The organism is Streptomyces sp. NPDC004031 (assembly GCF_053604375.1).
In genome coordinates, this window is the sequence record NZ_JBSGHL010000001.1 from 24,179 (window position 1) to 47,728 (window position 23,550).

13 protein-coding genes, 1 tRNA gene and 3 pseudogenes are annotated in these 23,550 nt (G+C 70.8%); 9 read left to right on the forward strand and 8 right to left on the reverse strand.

What is annotated here, in order from left to right; all coding sequences use genetic code 11:
• Positions 1–2: 2 nt before the first annotated feature.
• The 8 genes and pseudogenes from ACWERV_RS00100 (at position 3) to ACWERV_RS00135 (ending at position 13,165) form a co-directional block, all read left to right on the forward strand.
• Positions 3–1,688, forward strand: coding sequence for a protein kinase domain-containing protein (locus tag ACWERV_RS00100; protein WP_452926675.1), 1,686 nt, complete (start codon positions 3–5; stop codon positions 1,686–1,688).
• Positions 1,689–1,948: 260 nt separating this feature from the next.
• Positions 1,949–4,108 (forward strand): AIPR family protein, encoded by a 2,160-nt coding sequence (locus ACWERV_RS00105; protein WP_452926677.1) that lies wholly within the window; start codon positions 1,949–1,951, stop codon positions 4,106–4,108.
• A 1,498-nt stretch (positions 4,109–5,606) separates the two neighbouring features.
• Complete coding sequence (locus ACWERV_RS00110) at positions 5,607–9,071, forward strand: discoidin domain-containing protein (protein ID WP_452926680.1); 3,465 nt, start codon at positions 5,607–5,609, stop codon at positions 9,069–9,071.
• 179 nt (positions 9,072–9,250) lie between these two features.
• Positions 9,251–9,384, forward strand: a pseudogene (locus ACWERV_RS00115) (transposase family protein); the annotation flags it as partial.
• Between the two features lie 178 nt (positions 9,385–9,562).
• Positions 9,563–9,654, forward strand: a tRNA-OTHER gene (locus ACWERV_RS00120).
• 571 nt (positions 9,655–10,225) lie between these two features.
• Positions 10,226–10,600, forward strand: a complete 375-nt coding sequence (locus ACWERV_RS00125) for a hypothetical protein (protein ID WP_452926683.1) — start codon at positions 10,226–10,228, stop codon at positions 10,598–10,600.
• Positions 10,601–10,812: 212 nt separating this feature from the next.
• The gene (locus ACWERV_RS00130; RefSeq protein WP_452926686.1) at positions 10,813–11,853 is read left to right on the forward strand and encodes a hypothetical protein; all 1,041 of its coding nucleotides are present in this window, start codon (positions 10,813–10,815) and stop codon (positions 11,851–11,853) included.
• Between the two features lie 118 nt (positions 11,854–11,971).
• Positions 11,972–13,165 carry a hypothetical protein gene (locus tag ACWERV_RS00135; RefSeq protein WP_452926689.1) on the forward strand — a complete coding sequence of 398 codons (1,194 nt, stop codon included), beginning with the start codon at positions 11,972–11,974 and terminating at the stop codon, positions 13,163–13,165.
• A gap of 63 nt (positions 13,166–13,228) precedes the next feature.
• Here the strand turns inward: ACWERV_RS00135 and ACWERV_RS00140 are convergent.
• Positions 13,229–13,848 (reverse strand): annotated as a pseudogene (locus tag ACWERV_RS00140) (hypothetical protein); the annotation flags it as partial.
• Between ACWERV_RS00140 and ACWERV_RS00145 the strand changes: the two are divergent.
• Positions 13,824–14,083, forward strand: a pseudogene (locus ACWERV_RS00145) (hypothetical protein); the annotation flags it as partial. The pseudogenes ACWERV_RS00140 and ACWERV_RS00145 overlap by 25 nt on opposite strands.
• Before the next feature lie 261 nt (positions 14,084–14,344).
• Here ACWERV_RS00145 and ACWERV_RS00150 read toward each other — a convergent pair.
• From ACWERV_RS00150 to ACWERV_RS00180, 7 genes are all read right to left on the reverse strand, one after another.
• The gene (locus tag ACWERV_RS00150) at positions 14,345–14,665 is read right to left on the reverse strand and encodes a hypothetical protein (protein WP_452926692.1); all 321 of its coding nucleotides are present in this window, start codon (positions 14,663–14,665) and stop codon (positions 14,345–14,347) included.
• 55 nt (positions 14,666–14,720) lie between these two features.
• Positions 14,721–16,070, reverse strand: a complete 1,350-nt coding sequence (locus tag ACWERV_RS00155) for a protoporphyrinogen/coproporphyrinogen oxidase (protein WP_452926695.1) — start codon at positions 16,068–16,070, stop codon at positions 14,721–14,723.
• Complete coding sequence (locus ACWERV_RS00160; protein WP_452926698.1) at positions 16,067–17,791, reverse strand: AMP-binding protein; 1,725 nt, start codon at positions 17,789–17,791, stop codon at positions 16,067–16,069. Before ACWERV_RS00160 ends, ACWERV_RS00155 begins: the two co-directional genes overlap by 4 nt.
• The gene (locus ACWERV_RS00165) at positions 17,785–18,813 is read right to left on the reverse strand and encodes a UbiA family prenyltransferase (RefSeq protein WP_452926701.1); all 1,029 of its coding nucleotides are present in this window, start codon (positions 18,811–18,813) and stop codon (positions 17,785–17,787) included. Before ACWERV_RS00165 ends, ACWERV_RS00160 begins: the two co-directional genes overlap by 7 nt.
• Before the next feature lie 102 nt (positions 18,814–18,915).
• Entirely contained in the window at positions 18,916–20,634 is a 1,719-nt protein-coding gene (locus tag ACWERV_RS00170; protein ID WP_452926704.1) for a class I adenylate-forming enzyme family protein, read from the reverse strand.
• Positions 20,631–22,622, reverse strand: a complete 1,992-nt coding sequence (locus ACWERV_RS00175; RefSeq protein ID WP_452926708.1) for a CoA transferase — start codon at positions 22,620–22,622, stop codon at positions 20,631–20,633. The genes ACWERV_RS00170 and ACWERV_RS00175 overlap by 4 nt, the downstream gene beginning before the upstream one ends.
• Positions 22,619–23,470 (reverse strand): class I SAM-dependent methyltransferase, encoded by an 852-nt coding sequence (locus ACWERV_RS00180; protein WP_452926710.1) that lies wholly within the window; start codon positions 23,468–23,470, stop codon positions 22,619–22,621. The genes ACWERV_RS00175 and ACWERV_RS00180 overlap by 4 nt, the downstream gene beginning before the upstream one ends.
• Between the last annotated feature and the right edge of the window lie 80 nt (positions 23,471–23,550).

Below are 23,550 nucleotides of genomic sequence, written 5' to 3' on the forward strand. Positions count from 1 at the left end.
TGGTGACCAGCCAGGCGCGTGCTTCACCCTTCCAGAGGGGATTGTCGATGGTGGAGAACGGCGCGTCTGCGTCTGGCTCTGCGGCCGGGGGGCCAGCTCGTGTCATCGCGGATCGCTACCGTCTGCGCAACCCCATCGGTGCAGGCGGTATGGGCGAGGTCTGGGAGGCGTACGACGAGCGCTTGGACCGTCGTGTGGCGGTGAAGATGATGCTGGCCGACAGCCCAGTATCTCCCGGTCTCCAGAACGCAGCATTCGAGGAGACGCTCCAGACTCGCCGAGCCCGCTTCCTGCGCGAGGTGCGGATCACCGCCGGCATCGAACATCTTGGTATCCCCGCCGTGTACGACACAGGCGCCGACGAGGCCACTGGTCGGCTCTTCGTCGTCATGCAGCTCCTCCAGGGCCGCGAACTGCAGACCTACATCGACGAGACCGACCACGAGAACGAGGAGATCCCCGTCTCCTGGGCTGCTGCCGTCGGCGCCCAGATCGCCTCGGTTCTCGACACGGTGCACGACCACGACGTTGTCCACCGCGACATCAAACCGTCCAACTTGATGGTCACTTCCGGTGGCATCGTCAAAGTCCTGGACTTCGGTGTCGCCGCCCTGCGCGGAGTCGGAACGCTACCCCGCCTCACCCAGGTCGGCATGACCGTGGGCACGCCGCCCTACATGTCTCCCGAGCAGAGCCTTGCCAACGCGGTCGGCCCCGCGGCGGACGTCTACGCGCTCGCTTGCGTGCTCTACGAAGTCCTAACCGGCCACCCCCCGTTCAACCCCGAGGGCGGCAACTCCTACATGTGGCACCACGTCCACACCCCGCCCCCGCCCATCCGCTCCCTACGCACGAACGTGCCTGCGGATATCGAGAAGCTGCTGCTGGCGATGCTCAACAAGGAGTCCGAGCAGCGCATGGGCGCGATGGACGTCTACGACGCCCTCCTTCCCTTTGCCCAGGTCAGTGCCAGCAGCTTTTCGGCGGCGGAAGGCGATGCACTTGACCCCCGCCTGCCCTTCCTGCGTCCCTTTGGCGGCCGGGTGCGCAGCACCGAGTTCGCCGTGTCTTACACGCCTACGGTGGTCGTGCCGGCGTCGGGCATGCCTTCACCGGCGGCTGACCAAGCGGTACTCACCGAAGAGGAAGCGGATGCGATTTCCGACAAGGCAGCGCGCCTGGCCCAAGAGGGTCAGTTCACGCAGGCCGCGGATGCGCTTGAGGAGGCCGTCTCGCGAGCGGAGGACCTGGGACTCCGGGAAAGCATGCAGTTCAGCCTCGGGCAGGTGAAGTTCCTCGCCGGGAGTCACCGCGAGGCGCTCGCCCTGTTCGAACCACTCGCCCGTGACTACGCAAGTCGCTACGGAGATGATGACGAGCAGGCACAACTGTGCTGGTACTACGTTGCCCAGTGCCGTATGGAACTCGGTGAGGCTACCGCCGCCATGCAGGCCTTCAACCGTGTCAGCGAGGTTCCCCCTGCGGCCGCCGACGAGGACGCCGTCAACCGGTACCTCGACGCCCTGGCCCGGTTGATGAGTCTCTACGCAGCGAGGGGGAGCCTCCCCCAGGCACTGGAGATCGGCGACCGGCTCAGGACAGAAACGTCTCGGCTGAGGGGAAGCGACTGTCCGGACCTTGAGCAGATCGGCATGTACCTTCGCCGTCTCCGGAAGGACTTGGGCTGACTGGTGCCAACACATGTTCGATGGCAGCGTTAGCAGACGGAACGCCGAAGTCATCAACACGACCCCCTCCTCGTAGTCGATCGCTAAGAGTGCACCCTGAAAGAGTGGCGATGCGGTAATTGGCACGATTCGGTCTGGTCTCCGTAGGGCGGCGCCTTGAGAACCCGAAGGCCCCCAGTTCGCCGCTCGTGGGAGAATCCGGACATGGCGGGTTGTGGCGACGCCGGCGCCCGGCCCGGGGAGGGATGCAGGACTAACAGATGAGCATGAAGGACACCACGGTGACCAGTGGGGACGTCGTTCTTCAGGTGGGCCAGGTCGAGCGGAGCTTGCGAGCCGTATACCTGGACGCGGGCCTACTGGACACGAGCGACCTCGACGGGATGACACCGAAGGAGAAGGAGCCACGCTTGCTGTCGCGGGCATTGGCTGCCCAGGCTGTACGTATCGTCACTGGGTTCAGCCCGCAGGAAGCGGCTGCCACGGTGATTGACGGTACGGCGGACAAGGGTATTGATGCCATCGCGGTCGTGGACGGAGCGGAGCCGCACGTCTATGTGGTGCAGGCGAAATGGAGCAAGGAAGGCAAGGCCAAGGGTGAGCGGCTGGCGGTCCTGGAGCTCCTGGCCGGGCTTCGACTCATCGACGACGAAGACTTCGCAGCCTTCAACCCACGCGGCCGGTTGCTGGCCGAATACGCCAAATCGATTATGGCGAAGGGCCCTACCCTGGTGACCCAGGTCGCCGTCCTGATGCGGGCAGATGAGGTCAGCGAGGGGTTCAACCAGGCTCTCGTCGATGGCGAGAAGGAGTTCAACCGCCACGGGAAAGTCCTGGACCATCGAGTGATCCTCGCGCCAGAGGTGTGGAAGTCAGTGCGCCAAGACCTCGCGCCCCGGCCCGTAGTGCTCACCGCCGACCTATTCCCCTGGTTCGAGATCAGCTCTCCGTACCGGTCCTACCAGGGTGTTGTCGAGGCGGAACAGATCGCCCGATGGGTCGAGCACGGCTCGAACCTTTTCAACCTCAACATCCGCAACCCGCTCGGCAGGACACCGATCAATAACGAGCTGATCGGCACCCTCACCGAGAAGCCGGAGCACTTCTGGTACTTCAATAACGGCATCACCGTGCTCTGCGAGTCGGTCGACAAGACCCTGCAGTCCATGCGAATGCCGCATACGCGGCCGGTCACCCTCACGCTGCACAACGCCAGCGTCGTCAACGGCGCGCAGACCGTCCGGTCGGTGGCGGAGGCCGTGGCGTCTGAAGAAGGGGCAGCCTCCGCTTATGTCGGCGTGCGTATCATCGTGACCGGCAAGGAAGCCGACTTCGCCAAGCAGACTACTCAGGCCACCAACCGGCAGAACCGGGTGGAAGCACGCGACTTTATCGCCCTCGATCCCGTACAGGCTGCGATCGCCGAGGACGTGCGTGCCGAACTCGGCCTGGAGTACAGCGTTCGACGGAGTGAGCTGGACCCGCCCGAGGAAGCCGGTTGTTCGGTAGTCGAAGCTGCCTGCGCGCTGGCCTGTGCCCATTCCGACAGCCAATACGCCGCGCGGATGGCGACCACCCTCGACGTGCTGTGGGAGCGGGGCTCGCAGGGTATCTACGATCTGCTCTTCCGTCCCCAGCCCAGTGCGTACCTCCTATGGAACGCGGTGCAGGTTCTGCGAGCCGTTCGCCGTAGCCTCCATACGCTTCGTGCGCGCTACGCGGGACGGGGCGCCGCGCTGACTGAACATGGCGTCTACCTGCTCACCCACCTTGTTTTCCGTCGTCTGGACACTGAGGCCATCGATGAGCCGGATCCCAAGCTGGAGTGGGCCGGACAGGCGGTTGAAGAGGTGCCGCGCCTTGTGGAGGAGCTGCTTCCCGCACTCGCCACTGCCATTGACGAGCTCTACACCGAGCGCTCGCAGATCCGTGCGGTCTGCGCCGATGCCGACCGATGCCGAGACATCGTCGATTACTTGCTCCGAGCCGCCGATACCTCCGATGCTCGCCGCTCACCGGACAAGTACCGGCGCGTCCCGGCGCAGCGTAAGCGCCGACGGCCGAATGCAGTCTCCGTGCTCATTGACCGCGGCGTCCTCGATGATGGAGCACCTCTGACGCTGACCACTGCTTATCCGATGGAAGCGGACGCACTGCGAGCATGGCTCGCCGAAGACGAGAGGCGCGCACGCGCCAGCTGGATCAAGCATCGAACCAAGCCGATCCTTTGGGCGGCCGACGGCAAGCAGTACTCGCCGTCCGGCTTGATCACGCATATCTGGGAGCTTGCCGCGTGGGAAAAGCGGCCGGTGGCAAATCAGGGCACTGCCCGGTGGGCCACTGCCTCCGGCGAGACTCTTGCAGATTTGGCGTGGCGTGTCCTTGGTGAGCTCGAAGAGCCAACCGAAGAGGACACCTGACAGGAGATCGACGGGGCTGTGTCCCGGGCGGTGGGCACGCCGGTCGTGCGTGAGCGATGCGTGAGCGGACGGCGCAGTAGCCGCTGGACTAAGCAGCACGCCGACGCGGCCACCAAGCCCCTGACCAGCCCAGGCAGGATCCGCCGCCACCACCCGGCACTCCTCCCTACAACCTCACTAGCCCTCGTAATGCGTAGGTCTCGGGTTCGAATCCCGAAGGCGGCTCCACGAAACCCTAGGTCACATAGCCCGTGACCTGGGGTTTTTGCTTTTCCTCCGAGTCCGGTCGCCCTGGACGCGGCAGCGACGACCTTCGCCGGCGGCCAGTCCCGTCCCGATGGGATCGCCGACACCCTCGGCGACGCGCTGCGGGATGCGGCGGCATGGCCGGCGACGACACGTATGGCAAGCAGTTCGCGCAGCACTACGACCCGGCGGCCAAGGCGCTCTTCCGGACGATCTCCCCGGCCGTGCGGGCCATCGGGCAGTCCGCGAACGGCCTGGTGCGCACCGCGAACCACTGCCTCAAGGCCGACCACCGCTCCTGTCCGAAGGCGGGTAAGAGCGCACCGAAGCTCTTCGGCCGGCCCGACGTCGTCGACGACATCACCTACCCCGACCCGCCGACCGCGATCCGCTCCGGCAGCAACCACTGGCCCCCGCCGCTGCACAAGTACTGGGGCCGGCAGCTTGAGCTTCCCGCCGCGTGCCGAGGCCGGCCCGGGGCGCCCGGACGGTGGGTACGTCGGCCGCAACCCGGGGTCCGTAGCGGCGGCCTGCCGCTGGGGTCACCCACCCCTGCACCAGACCCGACAGACCGATCCAGAGCTTCGAACGAGAGAACCCGCTGGAGTCGACGAGCGGTCGACTACGGCCAGGTCGCCAGCGCTCTGTGCCGCTGCCTCTCCGGCGGATGGGCATGGCTCTGCTGGTCAGGGCTTCGCCAGGTCCCGGTCATCGTGTTCACCGGCACCGCTCCAGCGGGCCCGCCGTCCCCCTGGGCCAACTCGCCGGCACTCGCGGCGTCACATCTCTTGACACGGCGTTGTCCTCGGGCCCACGATCGCGCAGCGGCTTTGGGAGAGCGCTCTCCTTGAGCGCCCGTCCATGCCCCACTCCTCCGTCAGGAGAGTCGATGGGAACGCCGATGTCCCGTGCCGGCGCGCCGGCCGTGGCCGCACCGACATCGCTCCTGCGTGCCGCGGTCGGCGGTGTCACGACCCGGACCCCGGACGACGGCGCGACCTGGACCGACGTCCACTCCGCGAGAACCGGGACCGGTGGCGCCCAGACGCCTCCCGTAAACGCTTCCGGGCGTCATGCCCGCATGTACGGCACCCGGCGGGACAGCGGGTAGCTGCTCATGACGCCCAGCGGCCGGGCAGGCCGCCTCCACTGAGCGGACGCCGGACCCCCCACCCCGACCAGCAGCAGCCATAGGAGAGCCGTGTACACACGAACGCAAGGCCGCCCCCACCATCCTCCGGGGTTCGCTCCCGTGCCCCGTAAGACCGGCAGAACCCTCTGGACGGCGGCTCTCGCCGTCCTGGCGCTGATCACCGCCCTGCTCGCCTCCGGCGCGACCACCGCGAACGCGGCCCCCACGCTGCTCTCGCAGGGCAAGGCCGTCACCGCCTCCTCCGTGAACGGCGGCAACGCCGCCGCCAACGCGGTCGACGGCAACACCGGCACCCGCTGGGAGAGCGCCTGGAGCGACCCGCAGTGGCTGCAGGTGGACCTGGGCTCGACCGCGACGATCAGTCAGATCGTGCTTCAGTGGGAGACCGCCTACGCCAAGGCGTACCAGATCCAGGTCTCGACCGACGGGTCGACCTGGACCCCGGTCTACTCGACCACCACCGGTCCTGGCGGGACCGAGACCCTGAACGTCAGCGGGACCGGCCGCTACGTGCGGATGTACGGCACCGCGCGCAACACCGGCTACGGCTACTCCCTCTGGGAGTTCCAGGTCTTCGGCGCCTCGGGGACCGGTGGCGGCGGCGCGACCTGCGGCACGCAGAACGCGGCGCTGAACCAGCCGGCGACCGCCTCCTCCACCGAGAATGCCGGCACCCCCGCCGCCGCGGCGGTCGACGGCAACAACGGCACCCGCTGGTCGAGCGCCGCTGCCGACCCGCAGTGGCTCGACGTCGACCTGGGCTCCACACTGACGATCTGTGAAGCCACCCTCAGTTGGGAGGCCGCCTACGCCACCGCGTTCCAGCTCCAGACCTCGACCGACAACACCAACTGGACCACGATCTACTCCACCACCACCGGAACCGGCGGCACCCAGACCCTCAACGTCACGGGAACCGGCCGCTACGTGCGGATGTACGGCACGGCCCGAGCCACCGGGTACGGCTACTCGCTGTGGGAGTTCCAGGTCTTCACCGGCGGAACCGGCGGAACCGGCGGAACCGGTGGAACCGGTGGAACCGGTGGAACCGGCGGGACCGGCGGCGGCACACCGCCGCCCACCGGCGATTGCGGCACCACCAACGCGGCCCTCGGCCACCCCGCCACGGCCTCGTCGACACAGGACGACAACCCGGCCTACGACCCGTTCTACGCCACCGACGGCAGCACCCTGACCCGCTGGTCGAGTGCGATATCCGACCCGCAGTGGATCATGGTGGACCTCGGCGGCAGCCTGCCGGTGTGCCAGGTGGTGCTCCAGTGGGAGAACGCCTACGCCTCCGGATTCCAGCTCCAGACCTCGACCGACAAGACCAACTGGACCACGATCTACTCCACCACCACCGGAACCGGCGGCACCCAGACCCTCAACGCCACGGGAACCGGCCGCTACGTGCGGATGTACGGCACGGCCCGAGCCACCGGCTACGGCTACTCGCTGTGGGAGTTCGCCGTCCGCACGGTCGGGAACCAGACGGTCACCATCCCGCCGCCCCCGTCTCAGCCCGCCCCGGGCAACTGCCCCTGGATCAACAAGCCCAACGTGGCCGTCTCGACCCGCGTCGCCCAGCTGATGGGCGCGATGACGCAGGACCAGAAGGCCGGGATGCTGCACGGCGACGGTTCGAGCGTCTACATCGGGCAGATCGCCGGGCAGCCCTCGCTCTGCATCCCGGACGTCAACCTGGAGGACGGGCCGACCGGCGTGGGCGACGGCCTCGGGGGCGTCACCCAGTTCCCCGACGGCGAGACCTCCGCGGCCACCTTCGACCCCGCCTACGAGCACGACTTCGGCGTTGCAGTGGGCCAGGAGTTCGCCGGCAAGGGCGTCAACGTCTCGCTCGGCCCGACGATCAACATGGTGCGCGACCCGCGCTGGGGCCGGTCCTACGAGACCTTCGGCGAGGATCCGTACCTCACCGGCGAGATCGTCAGCGCCGACGTGCAGGGCATGCAGAGCCAGGGCGTGATGGCCATGGTCAAGCACGCGGCCGCGTACAACATCGAGCAGCCGTCGGCGCCCGGAAACGAGATCGTGGACAGCCGCACCCTGCAGGAGATCTACCTGCCCGGCTTCCAGACCGCCATCGAGAAGGGCGGCGCGGCGGCGCTGATGTGCGGCTACAGCATGGTGAACGGCGCCTATTCCTGCCAGAACCCGCAGATCGAGAACGTGCCGATGTACCAGCAGGCCGGGTTCCAGGGCTTCATCTGCTCGGACTGGGGCGGCATCCACTCCACCGCGCCGTCGGCCAACGCCGGCGAGACGATCGAGATGCCGTTCGGCGGGTTCTTCGGAGCCAACCTGGAGCAGGCCGTCGCCGCGGGCCAGGTCACCCAGGCCACCTTCGACACCATGGTGTCCAGGGTACTGACCCAGATGTTCCGCTTCGGCATGTTCGACAAGGCGCCCAGCGGCTCCACCACCGCCATCGTGGCCACTCCCGCACACCGCGCGGTCGCGCTGCGCGGTGACGAGGAGGGCTCCGTCCTGTTGAAGAACAACGGCGTGCTGCCGCTCAACCCGAACGGCAGCGAGTCCGTCGCGGTCATCGGCACCAACGCCGGCGCCGGCGTGATCACCGCCGGCGGCGGCAGTGGCACCAGCACCAGCACCGGCACCTACAACCCGCTGTACGGGATCCAGCAGCGCACCGCCGGCACCAACGTCAAGGTCGCCTACGACGACGGGACCAACCAGAGCAGCGCGGCCGCGCTGGCGAAGTCCTCGAACGTCGCGATCGTCTTCGCGGCCGACAACTACGGCCACGAGGAGTCCGACAACCCCACGCTCAACCTGCCGAACAACCAGGACGCGCTGATCTCCGCGGTCGCGGCGGCGAACCCGAACACGATCGTGGTGCTCAGCGACAACTCGGCGATCATGATGCCGTGGCTGAACCAGGTCGCGGGCGTGTTCGAGACCTTCTACCAGGGCCAGGAGTTCGGCCAGGCAATCGCGGAGCTGCTGTTCGGCGACGTGAACCCGTCCGGGCACCTTCCGATCACCTTCCCGGCCTCGCTCGCGCAGGTGCCGGCGAACACGGCCGCGCAGTGGCCGGGCGTCAACGGCACCGTGCAGTACTCGGAAGGGCTGAAGATCGGATACCGCTGGTACGACGCGAACAACGTCACGCCGCTGTTCCCGTTCGGCTTCGGTCTGTCCTACACCAACTTCTCGTTCAGCAACCTCAAGGTCGGGGCGCTGAGCGGCGGTCAGGCAACGGTGACGGCCACCGTCACCAACACCGGAAGCCGGGCCGGGACCGAGGTGGCCCAGCTGTACGTCGGCGATCCGGCCTCGGCCGGCGAGCCACCGCACCAGCTCAAGGGCTTCCAGCGGATCACGCTGAACCCCGGCGCGTCCGGCACGGTCACGTTCACGGTGACCGCGCACGACCTCGCGCACTGGGACACCGCGTCGAGCAACTGGATCGCCTCGGCGGGCAATTACCAGATCCTGGTCGGCAACAGCTCGCGTAACCTGCCGCTGACCGGCAGCCTCAACAACCCGAGCGACGTCACGGCCAACGCCATGGACTGATCCGGGATCGCCCCTGAGGGGCGTGAGGTCCCGCTGCCCGGCCACGGCAGCGGAACCTCACGCCCCTCTCACGCGTCACGGCGCTGCGCGCTCTCCCGAGGGCCGTCATGGGCCCGGGGAGGTGACGTCCACCAGGACTTCGCCGACCGCGCGGCTCTCGCCCGCCCGGCGCCCAGTTACACAAGAGGCACGGCATGAACGTGCAGATCCTCGCGGATTCCTTCGGCCGACTGCTTGTGGGCCTCACCCGCACTTACCAGGAGCCGTCCACGACGTCCGTGCTGCCCGCGAGCACGGCATCGTCCAAGCGATCCTCACCCTGCATCCGGCCAGCTCAAACCGATGATGGAAAAGGCTCACTGACGAGGATGGCGAACGGACCTGCTGTTTTCGGTTGCTCTTGCGTGAGCATTGCGTGAGCGGACGTTGCGGTAGCTGATGGACCACGCGGCATACCCATCGTGGGCTCTGCTCCTTGAGCTGGGGAAATCGGAGCCGGCGGCAACGGTCGGCACCCGCCGTCATGATCTTTGAGGCCCTCGTCATGCGTAGGTCTCGGGTTCGAATCCCGAAGGCGGCTCCGCTAAAACCCCAGGTCAGACAGCCGCTGATCTGGGGTTTTGCCTTTCCCTCGCGCCTGGCCCGTTCTCCCGAGCGGCAAGTGACGCCCGCAGAGGCTAGGGGGAGCGCATTCGGACAGGCGAAGGGCATCGGGCTGCTCCCGGGGAGCGCACGGTGTGCGCCGCAGAAGCTCGGCCTGGGGCTGCCAGCACCGTGGTCCGGCGACGGGGCCAGACGCTCGCGACCGGTCGTCGCGCTGAGCCCGGAGCGCGGACGGCTTTCGTGCGGAGTGGTGTCTCGTCCCTGCCGACTTGTGGCATCCCGACAACAGGCAGCCCGTACGCTGATGAGGTGCCGGATGTTCGGCAGAGTGTGGACTTCAGGGCGGTCGTCGCCCAGACGAGCGCGGTGCTCCTGATGCGCGGTGTCGAGGTCGAGCCGGTGGCGGTACGCGATGTCGTGGCGCTGATGGTCCGCTCGGTCGTCGAGCGCATGAACATGGGCCCGGAGGAGGCTCTCCACCTGGTGCGGCCGGAGTCGGTCGCCGAGGCGATCACCCCGCTGCGGACCCCAGCCGCGAAGGCGCGGAGCACGTGTACACGGTGCGGCCGATACGGGTCGACGCCAGCACCGTTGCGCTGCCGGTGCAGGTGGCGGGCCGCTTGGTGATGTCAGCCGCGCAGGCGGATAAGTACGCGCGGTTGAACGGCAACGGGCGCATCGCGGATCAGGCACTGGACCTGGCCACCGAGATCGGAGCGGCGCTGTCCTCAACCGCTGCCGATGGTGATGCGGCGGAGCTGCCCGTTGGCGTGCTGGCGGAACTCGCTGGCATTGCCGAGCCTGTAGCGCTGCGTGTCGAACACGATGGCTGGAGCATCTGCCCCTGCGGCGAACAGCACGACCAGGCCGAAGTAGACGCGGGTATGCCCGTGACGTTGCGCGCTGATGCCGTGCTGCGCGGATAGTCCATGTACTTTCTCCTTCCGGTCGGGACAGGTTCAGACCGCCAACCTCTAGAGTCACAGCGTGGCGCACCGGCTGCGATTTCCGAGGACTGTCGGCTGCACGGCCGGACGTAGGGAGCGGCTCTGGCTGCTGCAGTCGCCTTCGTGAAATCGCGTGCAAAAGGATCGTCCTTCCAGGCAGGATGGATGCCCACGCTCCAAGGGAGAAGCACGTGACGTCTTCGATCAGTCCGGCAACAATCCAGCGGCTCGCCTACTGCCGATTCCTCTTCAACGAGGGTTTGGGCTACTGCGAGCGTCCAGCACCGCTGTCGGCTACAGCCGTGCTGATGTTTCATGACGCCGTCGAGAACTTCCTTGGTGCGGCAGCAGATTTCCTCCGCGTGAATGTCAACCCGAGGATCACGTTCCTTGAGTATTGGGGCCAGATAAAACCCGTGGTGGAGCTGCCCGGACAGGCAGCGATGCGACGTCTCAATGATGCCCGCGTGAGTTTTAAACACCACGGGACATTCCCATCAGAGCAGACAGTTCGGCAGGCAAAAGAGACGGTCACCACCTTCTTTGCGGACGCGACACCTCTAGTGTTCGGGACGGACTTTGACACCATCGACATGGTGGACCTCGTCACCCTGCCCGAAGTCGCTAAGCTTCTCCGAGAAGCGCACACCCACATGAACGCGGGTGACATTCTGATGGCACTAGCAGGGCTGGATCTGGCGATGGCAGAACTCCTCCGCAGTGTACGCCGCCTGGAGCGATCCGGAAGATCCCCATTTGCCTTTGATCGCGCGCTTCCTGTGTGGAATAAATTCCACCTGAGCACGCAAGAACGGAATGAGCGGTTGAGTAGCCCGCTCATGAAAGTCGCGGACCAGGTTGAGCCGATCCGCCGAGTTGTCACTTCAATCCAATCGGCGCTGGCGGTTCTCAGCCTAGGTATCGACTATCCCAAGTACACGAAATTCCTATCGCTGACTCCACGGGTCCAAAACTACTATAGTGGCCCCCCTCGGTTCAGCTACAGGACATCGGACGAATCTCGAACTGCCGAGGAATATGCATTCTGCCGGATGTTCGTCATCGAGTCATGCCTCGCGGCGACACGGGCAGTCGACCTCCTTGGTGTGGGCAATGGAGGGCGATGGCAGGAACCCCTCGGAGAGAGAGCCTGGACTGGAGCGTATGGAGCGCAGCCGGGGGCCACTCAGGTCGGCGAGGCTGAACCCGACGCCCCTCCTTCCGCTGTCTAGCGTGCCGGGCATTGCGCCGGAGGGCGGAGTGGACTCTCAGCGGTGCTTTCAACGGGTCCTTCCGGGGACCGCCATGGTGCCGATTGAACGGTAGGGCAATCAGAGCGGGGGAGAGAGTGTGGAAATTTCTAAGGATGAATTGAGGCGTCGCCTGCACATTGGCGAGGTCGAATCCGACGAACTCCTGGAGCTGCTCACATTCTTCACCGGCGGCTGCCAGAGCCTCGACGACCGCAGGCTGGTCTTTCCCAACCCAGAGGCTGGCCCAGCGTGCATGATCTTGCACTTCACCGTCACCGGTAGAGTCACCGGCGTGGAACCGGGCGAGGCCCTTACCGAGGAATATTTGACTAACCTTGAAGCCCAGATCCGCGCGCAGTTGCTTGCGCCACCCTTGTCGGCCGTTTCCAGAAAGATCCTCTACTCCACGCAGCCGGTCGTGGGGTACTGGCGCTTTGCTGACCGCCTCGTCCTGCGTCAACTGCCGGAGGGAAACCCAACGACGCCGTGGGTAGCAGATTGCTACCCACTCATCCTCGAATGCGCTTACCCAGGCACCGAAGACCGCCTCCTTTCCCTCTCGCGAGGCGACAGGTGGGCCGATCAATGGATGAGCGTGCTCGTGCTCGCCGCTGGACACCTCATTAAGCCGCCTAGGGGGCCAGCAACAGGAATGTGGGCAACCGTGGTCCGCCCGCAAGGGGAGACCGGCATTCCGACCGGCGAATGGGTTCATCCCCGATACCAGCCGGCGACCTGGGGCTGGACGGGCAACACTCTGTGCGAGCAGGAAGATATGGCCGACATCGCCGTCACAGATGACCACGCCGGACCATTCCGCTGTGAGTCCTCCCTGCACCTTCCTACCTACCTGACCAGGTGCCTGGCCGCGTACAACACCCTGAGCACCCCCGACCGCCAACTACTGCTGCGATCCGCTCATTGGATCCACCACGCAGCACAGGTCCGGGGCCTGTCGGCCTCGGCGGCCTACATCGCAGTAGTCCAGAGCGTGGAGGTGCTGGTCGACGCGCACGGCGAACCTGGAGCCAGCGCCCCTTTCCGTGCGTTCATCGACCGGTACGCCCCAGCGACCACGGATGGCATGCGCAAGAACCACCGGAGCCTGTACAAGATCCGCAGCCAGATTAGCCACGGCAGCCGACTGTTCGTTTCCGACCTGGAACTGCGCGGGTTGCCGAACCCACAGCGATGGCACGAGGAGTATCTCCTGGACCACGCGACTGCTGCCTGCCGCACCGCGATCATCAACTGGCTCCTCACCCGGTCCGCCGCGGCCCATACCCGATAGGGAGTACAACGGGCTCCCGCCAGAAATGCTGGCGGGGGCCCGTTCTGCCGGATCCTCTATACGCTATGCCCTGCTGCCGTCGACGTCGTCCGCGTCGATCCAGGGACGTTTCGGCCGAGACATACTCGGCCTCCCCGTATCGCCATTAGCTCGGGCGGCGCGGGATCGAGGCACCAGTTTGATGACGGCTTCGGCGGCGCCGTGGTGCAGGTCGTGGAGGCGGACCGGGGGAAGGTCGGCGGCGGCGACCAGGCGCTCGAAGAGGTCGGAGATCTTGCCGGGGTGGAGCCAGGAGCCGTCCTCCTGGACGAAGACGCGCCCGGTCAGCCTCCAGGCGGTGCCCCACCGGGCGCGCTCGCGGCCTGCCGTTCCCTGCGGTCGCGCAGGTAGGTGAGGGACTCGGTGTCGAGCGCGATGGTGTGCACTCCGGAGTTCGTCTTGGGGGCGCCTTCGGTTACCTCCCAGCCGTCCTGGACGAGCTGCGTGGCCACGGCGAGCGAGGAGTCCGCCCAGTTGAGGTCCATCCACCGCAGCCCGTCCGCTTCACCGCGCCGCAGGCCCCGGAACGCGATGAGGTGCCACAGGCCGTAGAGGCGGTCGTCGGCGATGAAGTCGAGGAAGCGCCCGGTCTGCTCCGGCGTCCACACCATGACCGGGGAGGGCTTCGCCGACCTTCCTGGCCAAGCTCGGCGTCACGACCGCGTCCCCACCCCTCTGATCTTCGAGATTGACACCCCGCCGCAGGCGTACCGCAGGCTCGCCGGGGTGGACTACCTGCGGCTGGGCCTCATCCACCTGCAGACCTACAGCCACCTCGAATACCTGCTGAGCAAGAACGAACGGCACCAGCTGTGCGAGACCGTCGTCAGCAGGGTCAAGAACTCGGCCGCGTTCCTCGCCACCGCCGCCACCGGGGCGGTCCGCTTGCGGCAGGCGGCATGACCGGGCGGCTCGTGGCAGGGTCGTTCACGGTCTCGTGGTGCGTAAATCTCGGGTCGGTCGTTCTCGAAGGTGCTGACGAGGACGCTGTGGGGATCGCTCGTGCGCCCGGACGCCGTCGATCGCGGGTTGCCGCTGTGACGACCCGGCCGGCGTTCGGGGGTGTTGTCGGCGGTGCTCCGCGATACGTCGTACCGGTGGGCGCGCCCCGGGGCGGGCCCACCGGGCGGGGGTGGGTGGTCAGGCCGAGAAGCTGCCGGCGCCCGTGACGTGGGAGCCGTAGCCCGGGGGGAGGATGCCGAGGCCGGAGGTCGGGAGGGTGGCGGGGATGGTGCAGAAGGGGTCGGCGTAGACCTTGATCGGCTGGGGGGTGAGGTTGTCGATGACGTGGGCCAGGGCCGGGAGGCGGGTGCAGCCGGTCGGGTTCTGGTAGACGTCGAGGGGCTGGAGTTCGGTGGAGAAGACGACGACCTGGCCGGGCGTGGCCGCGTGGGCGGGGGTGGCGGTGAGGGTGACGGCGGCTGCGGCGGCCAGGGCCGCGGCGGTGGTGGTCAGGCGCATGACGGGTGCCTCCAAGGGGGGTTTCGTGGGTGGGGCGTGCCGTGCCGGGGCGGCCTCATGGCGCGCTCCGGACGAGGGGGGCGGGCGGGCGTGCCGCCGCGCGGTGGACGGCCTGTTCCGCGGAGCGGACCGCGCCCTCGCTGTTGGGGCGCAGCAGCGTCCAGTCGCCGACGTAGTCGATCGGGCCGGGCGGGCGGGCGGCGAAGGCCGCGCGCAGGCCCAGTGCGACCGGGGTGGCCTCGGGCAGGCCGTGCCGGAAGCGGTGGACGAGGGTGCGGGTGGTGGCGCGGGTCAGGCCGGGCAGGAAGCGTTCGGCCTCGCCGGTGAGGGTGCGGACGACCTCGGTGTCGTCGGCGTCCAGCAGGCGGGGGGCGGCCCAGGGGGACGCGAAGACGGTGACCATGCCGCGGCCGGGCGGGACGCGGCCCGCGGCCTTGAGGTGGTCCAGCAGCAGCCCGGAGCAGATCCGGCTCTCCGTCGCGGGGACGGACAGCGCGTAGCTGGGTGTACGGGTCGGGCTCGGCAACGGGCGGTCCAGCAGGCAGACGGCCTTGAGCATGGGCGTGAACGTGCACGCGGCCAGGAACGCGCGGATCTGCGGCGGCGGGTCGGCGTACAGCTCCAGCGCCACCGGGGCGGGCACGGCGAGCAGCACCTGACGTGCCGTCAGTGAGGTGTCGTCGGCGAGGTGGACGCGCGCCTCGCCCGTGCCGGCGGGCTCCACCGACCGTACGGGGGTGTCCAGTTGTACGGGGACGTGCGTGGCCAGCGCGCGGGCCAGGGTGTCTATGCCGGTGGTGTACGTCGTCCAGCGCGCCCCGGCGCCGCCGACCGAGAGCAGCGTGGCGAACATCGGTGCGGCGGCGCTGCGTTCGGGGTGCCAGCCGAAGCAGTGGGCGGACAGCGGCTGGAGCAGGCAGTCGTGGAGGTCGGGGTGGTGGGGGCGGGCGTACGCGGCCAGGGTGTCCGCTCCCAGCGGGGACAGTTCGGGCCGGTCGACGTCGAAGTCCACCGCGCGGCGCAGCAGTTGTGCGGTGGAGCGCAGCCACGACAGGCGTCCGCGCCAGGACATGCCCGCGCCGGTGAGCAGTCCGGCGGGGTGGCCGAGGCGGGCGTGGGCCCGGCCGTTCCGCCACAGGGCGAAACCGGCCCGGACGGGCACCAGGTCCTCGGGCGGGACGCCCAGTTCACGGATCAGTGCCCAGGTGCCGGGGTAGCCGCGCTCGGCGATGGTCTCGGCGCCCTCGTCGATCAGGTAGCCGTCGAGGCGCGTGCTCGCCATCCGGCCGCCGACACGGGAGGAGGCCTCGAAGACCGTGACGGAGCGCCCCAGTTGGCGCAGCCGGTGGGCCGCGGTGAGGCCGCCGATTCCCGCCCCCACCACGACGACGTCGAGATCGGTCACGTCCACTTCCCCGTTCCGTGGGTGGCGCTGCCGCCGAGGTAGCGGTCGCGCAGTTCGTGGCGGCGGACCTTGCCGGTGGCGGTGCGCGGGACGGCGTCCCACTCCAGCGTCAGCGGCTCGGCGAGTGCGGGCAGATCGTGCACGGTGGCCCGCCACCGGGCCTGTGTCAGTGGGGAGTTGACGACGAGGACGGCGTGCGGGACGCGGTCCACGCCGCCGAGGACGACCGCCTCCTCGACCTCCGGGAGCCGGTCGTGCAGCACGTCCTCCAGCTCGACGCAGCTCAGACCGGGGATCATGTCGACCTCGCGGTCGAGCAGCAGCAGCGCGCCGCCGCGTGTGCGTACCGCGAGGTCGCCGGTGTTGAACCAGGCGCCGTGCGACTTCTCCCGCCAGCGGTCCTGCTCGCCGACGTAGCCGAGGCAGCGCGCCTTCGTACGGGTCAGGACCAGGCCGAGCTGCCCGCGCCGTACGGGCCGGAAGGTGACCGGGTCGACGACCCGCAGGGCCACCCAACCGGGCACCGGGCGGCCGAGGTTGCGGGTCGTGGGGTGGCGTTCGGCACGCCGGGCGAGGGCGCGCCGGGTGAGGAAGCGGAAGGTGAGCGGGCCGGTCTCGGTCTGGCCCCAGCCCTGCATCCACACCGGGCGGGCCCGCCGGGTGGCGTCGAGGAAGATCCGCACGGTGGGGGGATGGATGGCGTCGAAGGTCGAGATGTACATCCGCACGTCGCGGAAGGGGCCGTCCGGCTCGGCGGCCAGCCGCTGCCAGCGCACATATGTGGACGGCAGCGCCTCCATGATCGTCGGCGGGTGCGCGGCCAGCGTGCGGCGGGCGGTGCCGGGGTCGGAGTCGGCGACGATCACGACATGGCGCGGCTGGTGCCACAGCGTGCTGACGGTCCAGGCGAGCGCGCGCCCGTGGACGAAGGAGGTCGCGCTCGCGACGGTGTCGGAACGGCGCGCGGTGATCACCGGCCAGGGACGCGCCTCGAACGCGGCGAGGCGCCGGATGAGCGTGGTGGTGGAGTGCACGACCAGCTTGGGCACGCCCGTGGTGCCCGAGGTGTGGTGCACGGCCACCGGCTCGCCGTCGGGCCGCGCCCGCACCGGGGCGGCGGGCTCGGCGGGCAGCGCGCGCAGCGGGGTGGCGGAGGGGCGGGCGGTGTCCGGGGTGTGGGTCTTCCGCGGCGGCGGCGGGACGCGCACGGTGGCGGTCGCCGTGGCCCGAGCGGGGGCGTCCGCCGAAACGCCGTACGGTTCCGGGGCGTCGGACTCCGCGTCGGTCCCCCCGTCTGCCACCGTGGTCGTCCGCGTCGCGTACCGCGTGAGATCGACGTCCGCCGCGGCGGCCGCGTGCAGCAGCCGCTCCTGCGTGACGAGGACGGCCGGGCGCAGCCGGTCCAGCAGGGTGGCGAGGACCCGCGGGGCCAGGTGGTCGGAGAGGAGGGCGGGGACGGCGCCGATCCGCGACGCGGCGCAGGCCAGCAGCACGCAGTCCCAGTGGTTGCGCTTGACGACGGCGACGTGGTCGCCGGGGCGGGCGCCTGCCGCGGCCAGCCGGGTGGCCGTGTCCCGTACCAGGTCGGCGAGTTGGGGGATCGTCCAGTGGAGGCCCTCCTCGGGCGCGAGGTCCAGGGGGCGGCTGAGGTGGACGACGGTCCGCGCGCCGCGCCGGGCGAGGGCGTCGAAGACGATGCCGGGGTCGAGGGGCTTCACCACCGCGGCACCGCCGGGAGCAGGTTGGCCGCGATCATCAGCGCGGTGGCGAGGCGGTGCAGCCGGATGCCGCGGGTGCGGGCACCGAACACGTCACCGCGCAGCGTGCCCTGCACCCATTGCAGGGCGCGCAGCACCAGCACGGGCGCCATGAGCAGCGGGAACCACGGCGGGGCGATCCCGGCGCAGGCGGGGACGACGACGAGTCCGGCTTCGAGCAGCGAAACCGCCGCGATGAAGGCGGAGTTGGCCCGGGGGGAGGCGACCGCGGCGACGGTCAGCCGACCGACCGCCGCGTCCCCGTCACGGTCGTTGATGTTGGAGTAGACGCCGAAGAGCACCGGGCCGAGCCCGAAGATCAGGGCCTGCGCGATGACGAAGCCGGTCGCCCGGCCGGTCAGCAGCCCGACGAGCGGCAGCACGTACCCCCAGCCGAGGGCGGCGAGGAACAGCTCCTGGAAGCCGCGGTAACTGAACTTCAGCCACCACGAGTACTGGAAGCCGAAGACCGCGCAGGCGGCTGTGCCGAGCACGGCCCAGCGTGGGGCGGAGGGTGCGGCGGCGACGGCGGCGCCCCAGAACAGCACGCACAGGGCGACCGCCGCCCAGCCGAAGCGGAGGGCCTGCGGCTCGGTGAGCGTGCCGGCCACGAGCGGTTTGCGGGCGAGCCGGCGGGCGGCGGCGTCGGGTCCGTAGTTGGCCGCGTCGCTGCCGTCGCGGTGGCCGGTGACGTCGTCGAACGCCACCATGCCCGCCACCATGGTGAGTTCGCCCAGGAAGAAGAGCAGCAGGACGAGCGCGGCCCGTCCCGCCGACGCGGGCCCGGTCACCGTCCCGCAGGCCACGAGCACGGCGGCGGCCAGCGGGATGCTCAGGTAGTAGTCGAGGATGTCGAGCTTGGCCAGCTTGGCGTAGGCGCGCCAACTGCCGGGCGTGATGCGTGGATCGGCGGCGTCCGGTGCCGCGGTCGGGACGGGGTGGGGCCCGGTCCGGGCCTCGGTGTCGAGTACGGGCGCGGATTCCATGGGGCGGGTGTTCCTCCGGGACGGGGCGGGACGGGGGTGGGGCGGGCTGGGGCGCGGGGGCGCAGGGGGTACGGGGTACGGGTCGGGTCCCGGGCGTACGGCTCAGGTGCGGACGGGGCCGGTGGCGTACGGGGGCAGCGGCGCGGATGTGCGCGGTACGGGCGCGGCGGGGCTTCGGGGCGGCAACCCCGGGGCGTATGCGGCGGCCGCCGCGGCGGTGAGGGTGCGGCGGCAGACCTTGCCCGTCGGGCCGAGCGGCAACCGGTCGAGGTGCAGGACGAGTTCGGGCAGCTTGCGGCGGGCCAGGCCCCGGTCGGCGGTCAGGAAGGCGGCGAGTTCGCCGACCGTCAGGCCCTCCGTACCGGGGCGCTGGACCAGGCACACGCACAGCCGTTCGCCCAGATCCGGGTCCGGTACGGGTACGCACGCGGCCTCGGCCACCGACGGATGGGCCTGCACCTGCTCCTCGACCTCGGCGGGGCTGATCGTCCAGCCGCCGCGGATGACCGTCTGCCGGATGCGGTCCAGGACGCGCACCTGGCCGTCGGGATCGACCACGCCGAGGTCGCCGGTCCTGACCCAGCCGTCGAACGTGCGGTAGCGGCGGTCGAGTTCGGGCGCCCCGACGTAGCACAGCGGGCTCATCGGGCCGCGCGCCTGGATCTCGCCGGGGGCGCCGGGGGGCAGCGGCCGGTCGTCGGCCCCGCACACCCGCAGGTCCGTGACCCGCGGGTCGGGGTGTCCGACACGGCGTACGTCGGCGTCCGGACTCGCCCACGTCGTACGGCAGTTGACGCCGTCGCTGGAGCCGTAGACGTTCGTGACCGGGCAGCAGAGGCGGCGCAGCGCGGCGGCGAGCACGCGGGAGGTGAGCGGTGCGCCGCTGGAGACCACGCCGCGGAGCGAGGTCAGGTCCTCGCCGGGGACCGGGGGGTGGTCGGCGATCCGGCCCAGCATGGTGGGCACGCCGACGAGGTGCGTGGGCCGCCACGCCGTGACCGCGCGCAGGGCGGCGCCGGGGTCGAAGCGGTCCAGGAGGTGGAGCGTGGCTCCGCGGCGGGCGAGGGCGACGACGCCGAGCGACCCGAAGGAGGAGGCGAGGGGGACGAGGACGAGGGCGGCGGGGTGCGGCCCGTTCTCCTCCGTGGCCAGGACCGCGGCGACGTACGTGCCGCGCGCCGTGAGCAGGGCGTCATGGGTGTAGGCGGTCATCTTCGGGGCCGCCTCCGAGCCCGAGGAGACGAGGATGCGCGCGGGATCCGCCGGGTCCACGTCCGCGGGCACGAACCCGGCGGGGTCGCCGCGCAGCAGCTCCCGCGGTGTGACGTGGCCCTCCAGGTGGGGGAGCGGGCCGTGGCGCGGGTCCGGGGGCTCGTCGGCGACCAGGTGGCGGGCCCGGGACAGCTCCAGCAGGGCGTGGCCCTCCCGGCTGCCCTGCCCGGCGGGCCACGGCAGGGCCACCGCGCCGACCGACGCGACGGCGAGGTCCGCCGCGAGGGCGTACGGCCCGCTGTCCAGCCGGACGCCGACGACGTCGCCGGGGCCGGCCCCGAGGGCGCGCAGTCCCGCGCCCATCCGCCGCGCCAGCGCGTCGAGTTGGCGGTAGGTGAGGGAGCCGTCGGGGGTGCGGACGGCGGTGCGGTCGCCGTACCGCCCGGCCTGTTCGGCGAAGGCCGCGTACAGGCCCTGGGCGGGGCGGCCCGCGTCCCGGGCCCACGCGGCGCGCAGTCGCGCGGGGACGGTGTCGCGCAGGACCAGGCCGTCGCGCGACCGCCATGTCCGTACGGTGGGCGAGCCGCCCGCGCGTGCCGGGATCGTCATCGGTGGAACTCCCAGGGGCTGCGGGTCAGCGCGCACGGGCCGCGGTCGAGCGCGGGCGCGAAGCGGGGGTCGGCGGCGAGGCCCGCCAGATCGGTGCGGACGGGTACGGACGCGGGCGCGTCCGCCGAACGGAACTCCGGCCCGCACAGCAGCCGTGCGGCGGACAGCAGGGACGAGGTCACCGCCTGCCCGCGGCCGGTCAGCCGGGCGGCGAGCAGCCCCGCGAGGGCGCCCTCCGCGCACACCACGCCGCCGAGCACGTCCGTGAGGGTCAGCAGCGAGGGCGTCGGCGGCAGGCCGGGCGGCGTGACGAGCGCGGCCAGACCCGACCAGGCCTGGACGGGGAAGTCGGTCCCGGTGGGCGGGTGGTGGCCGCGCGCGTCGCCCCAGCCGGAGGCGGCGGCGTGCACGAGCGCGGGCGAGGCGGCGATCAGGGCCTCCGCGTCGAGGCCGAGCCGGACGTCCTTGCCGGGGGCGAGGCTGTGCAGGAACACGTCTGCGGTGCGGGCGACTTCACGGACGGCGGCGCGGCCGGACGCGGTGCCCAGGTCCGCCTCCAGTACGTCCTTGCCGCGGTTGAGGGCCGTGAAGCGCGCCGAACAGCCGTCCACGACGGGCGGCATGCCGCGCATCGGGTCCCCGCCGGGCGGTTCGACGCGGAGGACGCGTGCGCCGAGCAGGCGCAACAGGTGCCCGGCGAGCGGGCCTTGGACGCGGCGGCACACCTCGACGACCGTCACCCCGGCGAGCGGGAGCGCGTCCGCGTCGCCGGTCGCGGTCGCGGTCGTGGCCGCGGTCGCCGGCGTCACCGGTCGGCCGGCGGGGCGCAGCTGCCACGGCGCCCTTCCGCCGCCCGCGCCGGGGTGCGGCCCGGCGGCGACGGGCGTGAGGTCCATGCGCGTGGCGAGGGCGTGGCGTTGGAGCTCGGCGAGGCCGCGGCGGGCCGTCGCCTCGTGCAGGGCGGGCGGCAGCGGGCACACCGCGGTGGCGTACCGCTGCTGGAAGGGCAGCCAGCCGCGGGCGGCGGCCGCGCGGTCCGCGCCGAGCGCGGCCCAGAAGTCCCGCCACACCTCGGCGTCGAGGGTCTCCAGTTCAAAACGCAGGCCGTCGGCGGAGACGAAGGGCGGGGCGGACGGTGCGTCCGGGCGGTCCGGGCCGCCTTGCGCGCCTGGGGGGCACGTTCCGCCCGGCTCGTGCCCGTCGTCGTCGGCGGCGGTCGCGGCGGCGATGTACTGGCCGGCCGCGAGCAGCGCGGCCTGCGCGACCGAGGTCGTGGCGCGGGACGGGCCGCCGCGTCCCGCGACGAGGGCCGCGAGCGTCCCGGCGGCGGCGAGGGCGCCCGCGAGGCACGTGGCGTAGTCGACGCCGAGCGGCGTGGGCCGCCCGTACCGTCGCCCGTGGACGTGCGTCAGCCCGCACGCGGCCTGCACGTCCGCCTCCGTGCCGAGGGTGACCCCCACCGGTCCGGCCCAGCTCACCTCGCACCGCACCACCCCGCCCCCGACCACCTCGGCGGTGATCGCCCCGTCCGCCACGGGCCCGACCCGGCACCCGGCGGCCCGCAGATGATCGGCGGCGAGCCGTACGGCCCCGGCGGGGTGGAGGCTGCGGGCGGTGCCCCGCCCGGGAGCGCGACCGGCGGGGGCGCCGCGCCCCGGGGCGGGCACGGCGAGGTGCCCGGCGGCGAGGTGCCCGACACCGGTCGCCGCCCGGCCGGTCGTCGCGGCCGGTTCCGTCGCTGCCGGGTCGGTCGTCGCGGCCAGTCCCCTCGTTGCCGGGTCGGTCGTCGCGGCCGGTTCCGTCGTTGCCGGGTCGGTCGTCGCCGCCGGTCCCGTCGTCGCCGGGTCGGTCGTTGCCGGGTCGGTCGTCGCGGCCGGTTCCGTCGCTGCCGGGTCGGTCGCCGACGCCGGTCCCGTCGTCGCCCCACGGGTCGTGCCCGCCGCGAGCGGCGCCGCCCCCTCCTTTCCCGCCCCCAGCGGTGCCGTCACGCCGGTCGCCTCGCCTGGACGCAGTACAGGACGCAGGACGCGGCGCGGAAGTCGGGGTGGGTCATGGCGGCGCGGGCGGCGTGGAGTTCGGGTTCGGTCAGGCCGTGGGCCAGCAGGGCGTCGCGCAGGTGGTAGGTGTGGTGGAGCTGGAGGCGCAGGCCGGGGGAGTCGGCGTGCCAGGGCATGAGGTGGGGGACGGGCGCGATGTCGGTGAAGCCCGCCGCGCGCAGGTCGGCCGCGCAGGTCCTGCCCCAGGTGGGGTCGGCTCCGGCGGCGCGCAGAGCGCGGTCCTTGGCGGTCTGGAAGGCCTCGTAGCCCGCGCGGGTGCGCTCGTCGGGGGCGAGCAGCACGGGCGCGTAGCCGATGTCGAACTCCTCCAGCTGGAGCCATCCGCCGGGGCGGAGGGTGCGCAGCAGGCGGTCCAGGACGGCGCGGCGCTGCGGCAGGTGGGTGAGCACCAGCCGGGAGTGGACGAGGTCGAACTCCGCCTCGGGCAGCGGGTCGTGGACGATGTCGTGGCGCAGCAGCTCCAGGCCGGGGTGGGCCGGGACGCGTCCGGGTTTGATGTCGGTGGCGAGCACCCGGCCGCCGGGGGCGGTGCGTTCGGCCAGCCACCGGGCGATGCTGCCGCCGCCCGCGCCGACTTCGAGGCAGCGCCAGCCGGGGCCGACACCGGTCGCCGCGAGCCGCGCGGTGGTGATCGGGTCGTGCGCGGCGGCCAGGCAGCGGTGCTGCTCGGCGGCGTACGGGTTGTCGTTGTCGAAGGCGTATCGGCCCTCGGCGGGTTCCGGGGCGGGACCCCCGACCTCCGGCGGCGCGAGGGCCGGGCTGCTGGTCGCGGCGGGCATGCGGGCTTCTTCTCCGGTGCGGCGGGGGCGGTTTGGGGGGAGCGGTGGGCCGCCGCTGTGGCGGTGGCCCACCGTGGGGG

What these genes read in the sequence shown, in the direction of transcription:
- ACWERV_RS00105 (WP_452926677.1), top strand. Translation starts at nt 1,949, where the DNA reads ATGAGCATGAAGGACACCACGGTGACCAGTGGGGACGTCGTTCTTCAG.
- ACWERV_RS00150 (WP_452926692.1), bottom strand. Translation starts at nt 14,665, where the DNA reads ATGCGCCTGACCACCACCGCCGCGGCCCTGGCCGCCGCAGCCGCCGTC.
- ACWERV_RS00165 (WP_452926701.1), bottom strand. Translation starts at nt 18,813, where the DNA reads ATGGAATCCGCGCCCGTACTCGACACCGAGGCCCGGACCGGGCCCCAC.
- ACWERV_RS00170 (WP_452926704.1), bottom strand. Translation starts at nt 20,634, where the DNA reads ATGACGATCCCGGCACGCGCGGGCGGCTCGCCCACCGTACGGACATGG.
- ACWERV_RS00180 (WP_452926710.1), bottom strand. Translation starts at nt 23,470, where the DNA reads ATGCCCGCCGCGACCAGCAGCCCGGCCCTCGCGCCGCCGGAGGTCGGG.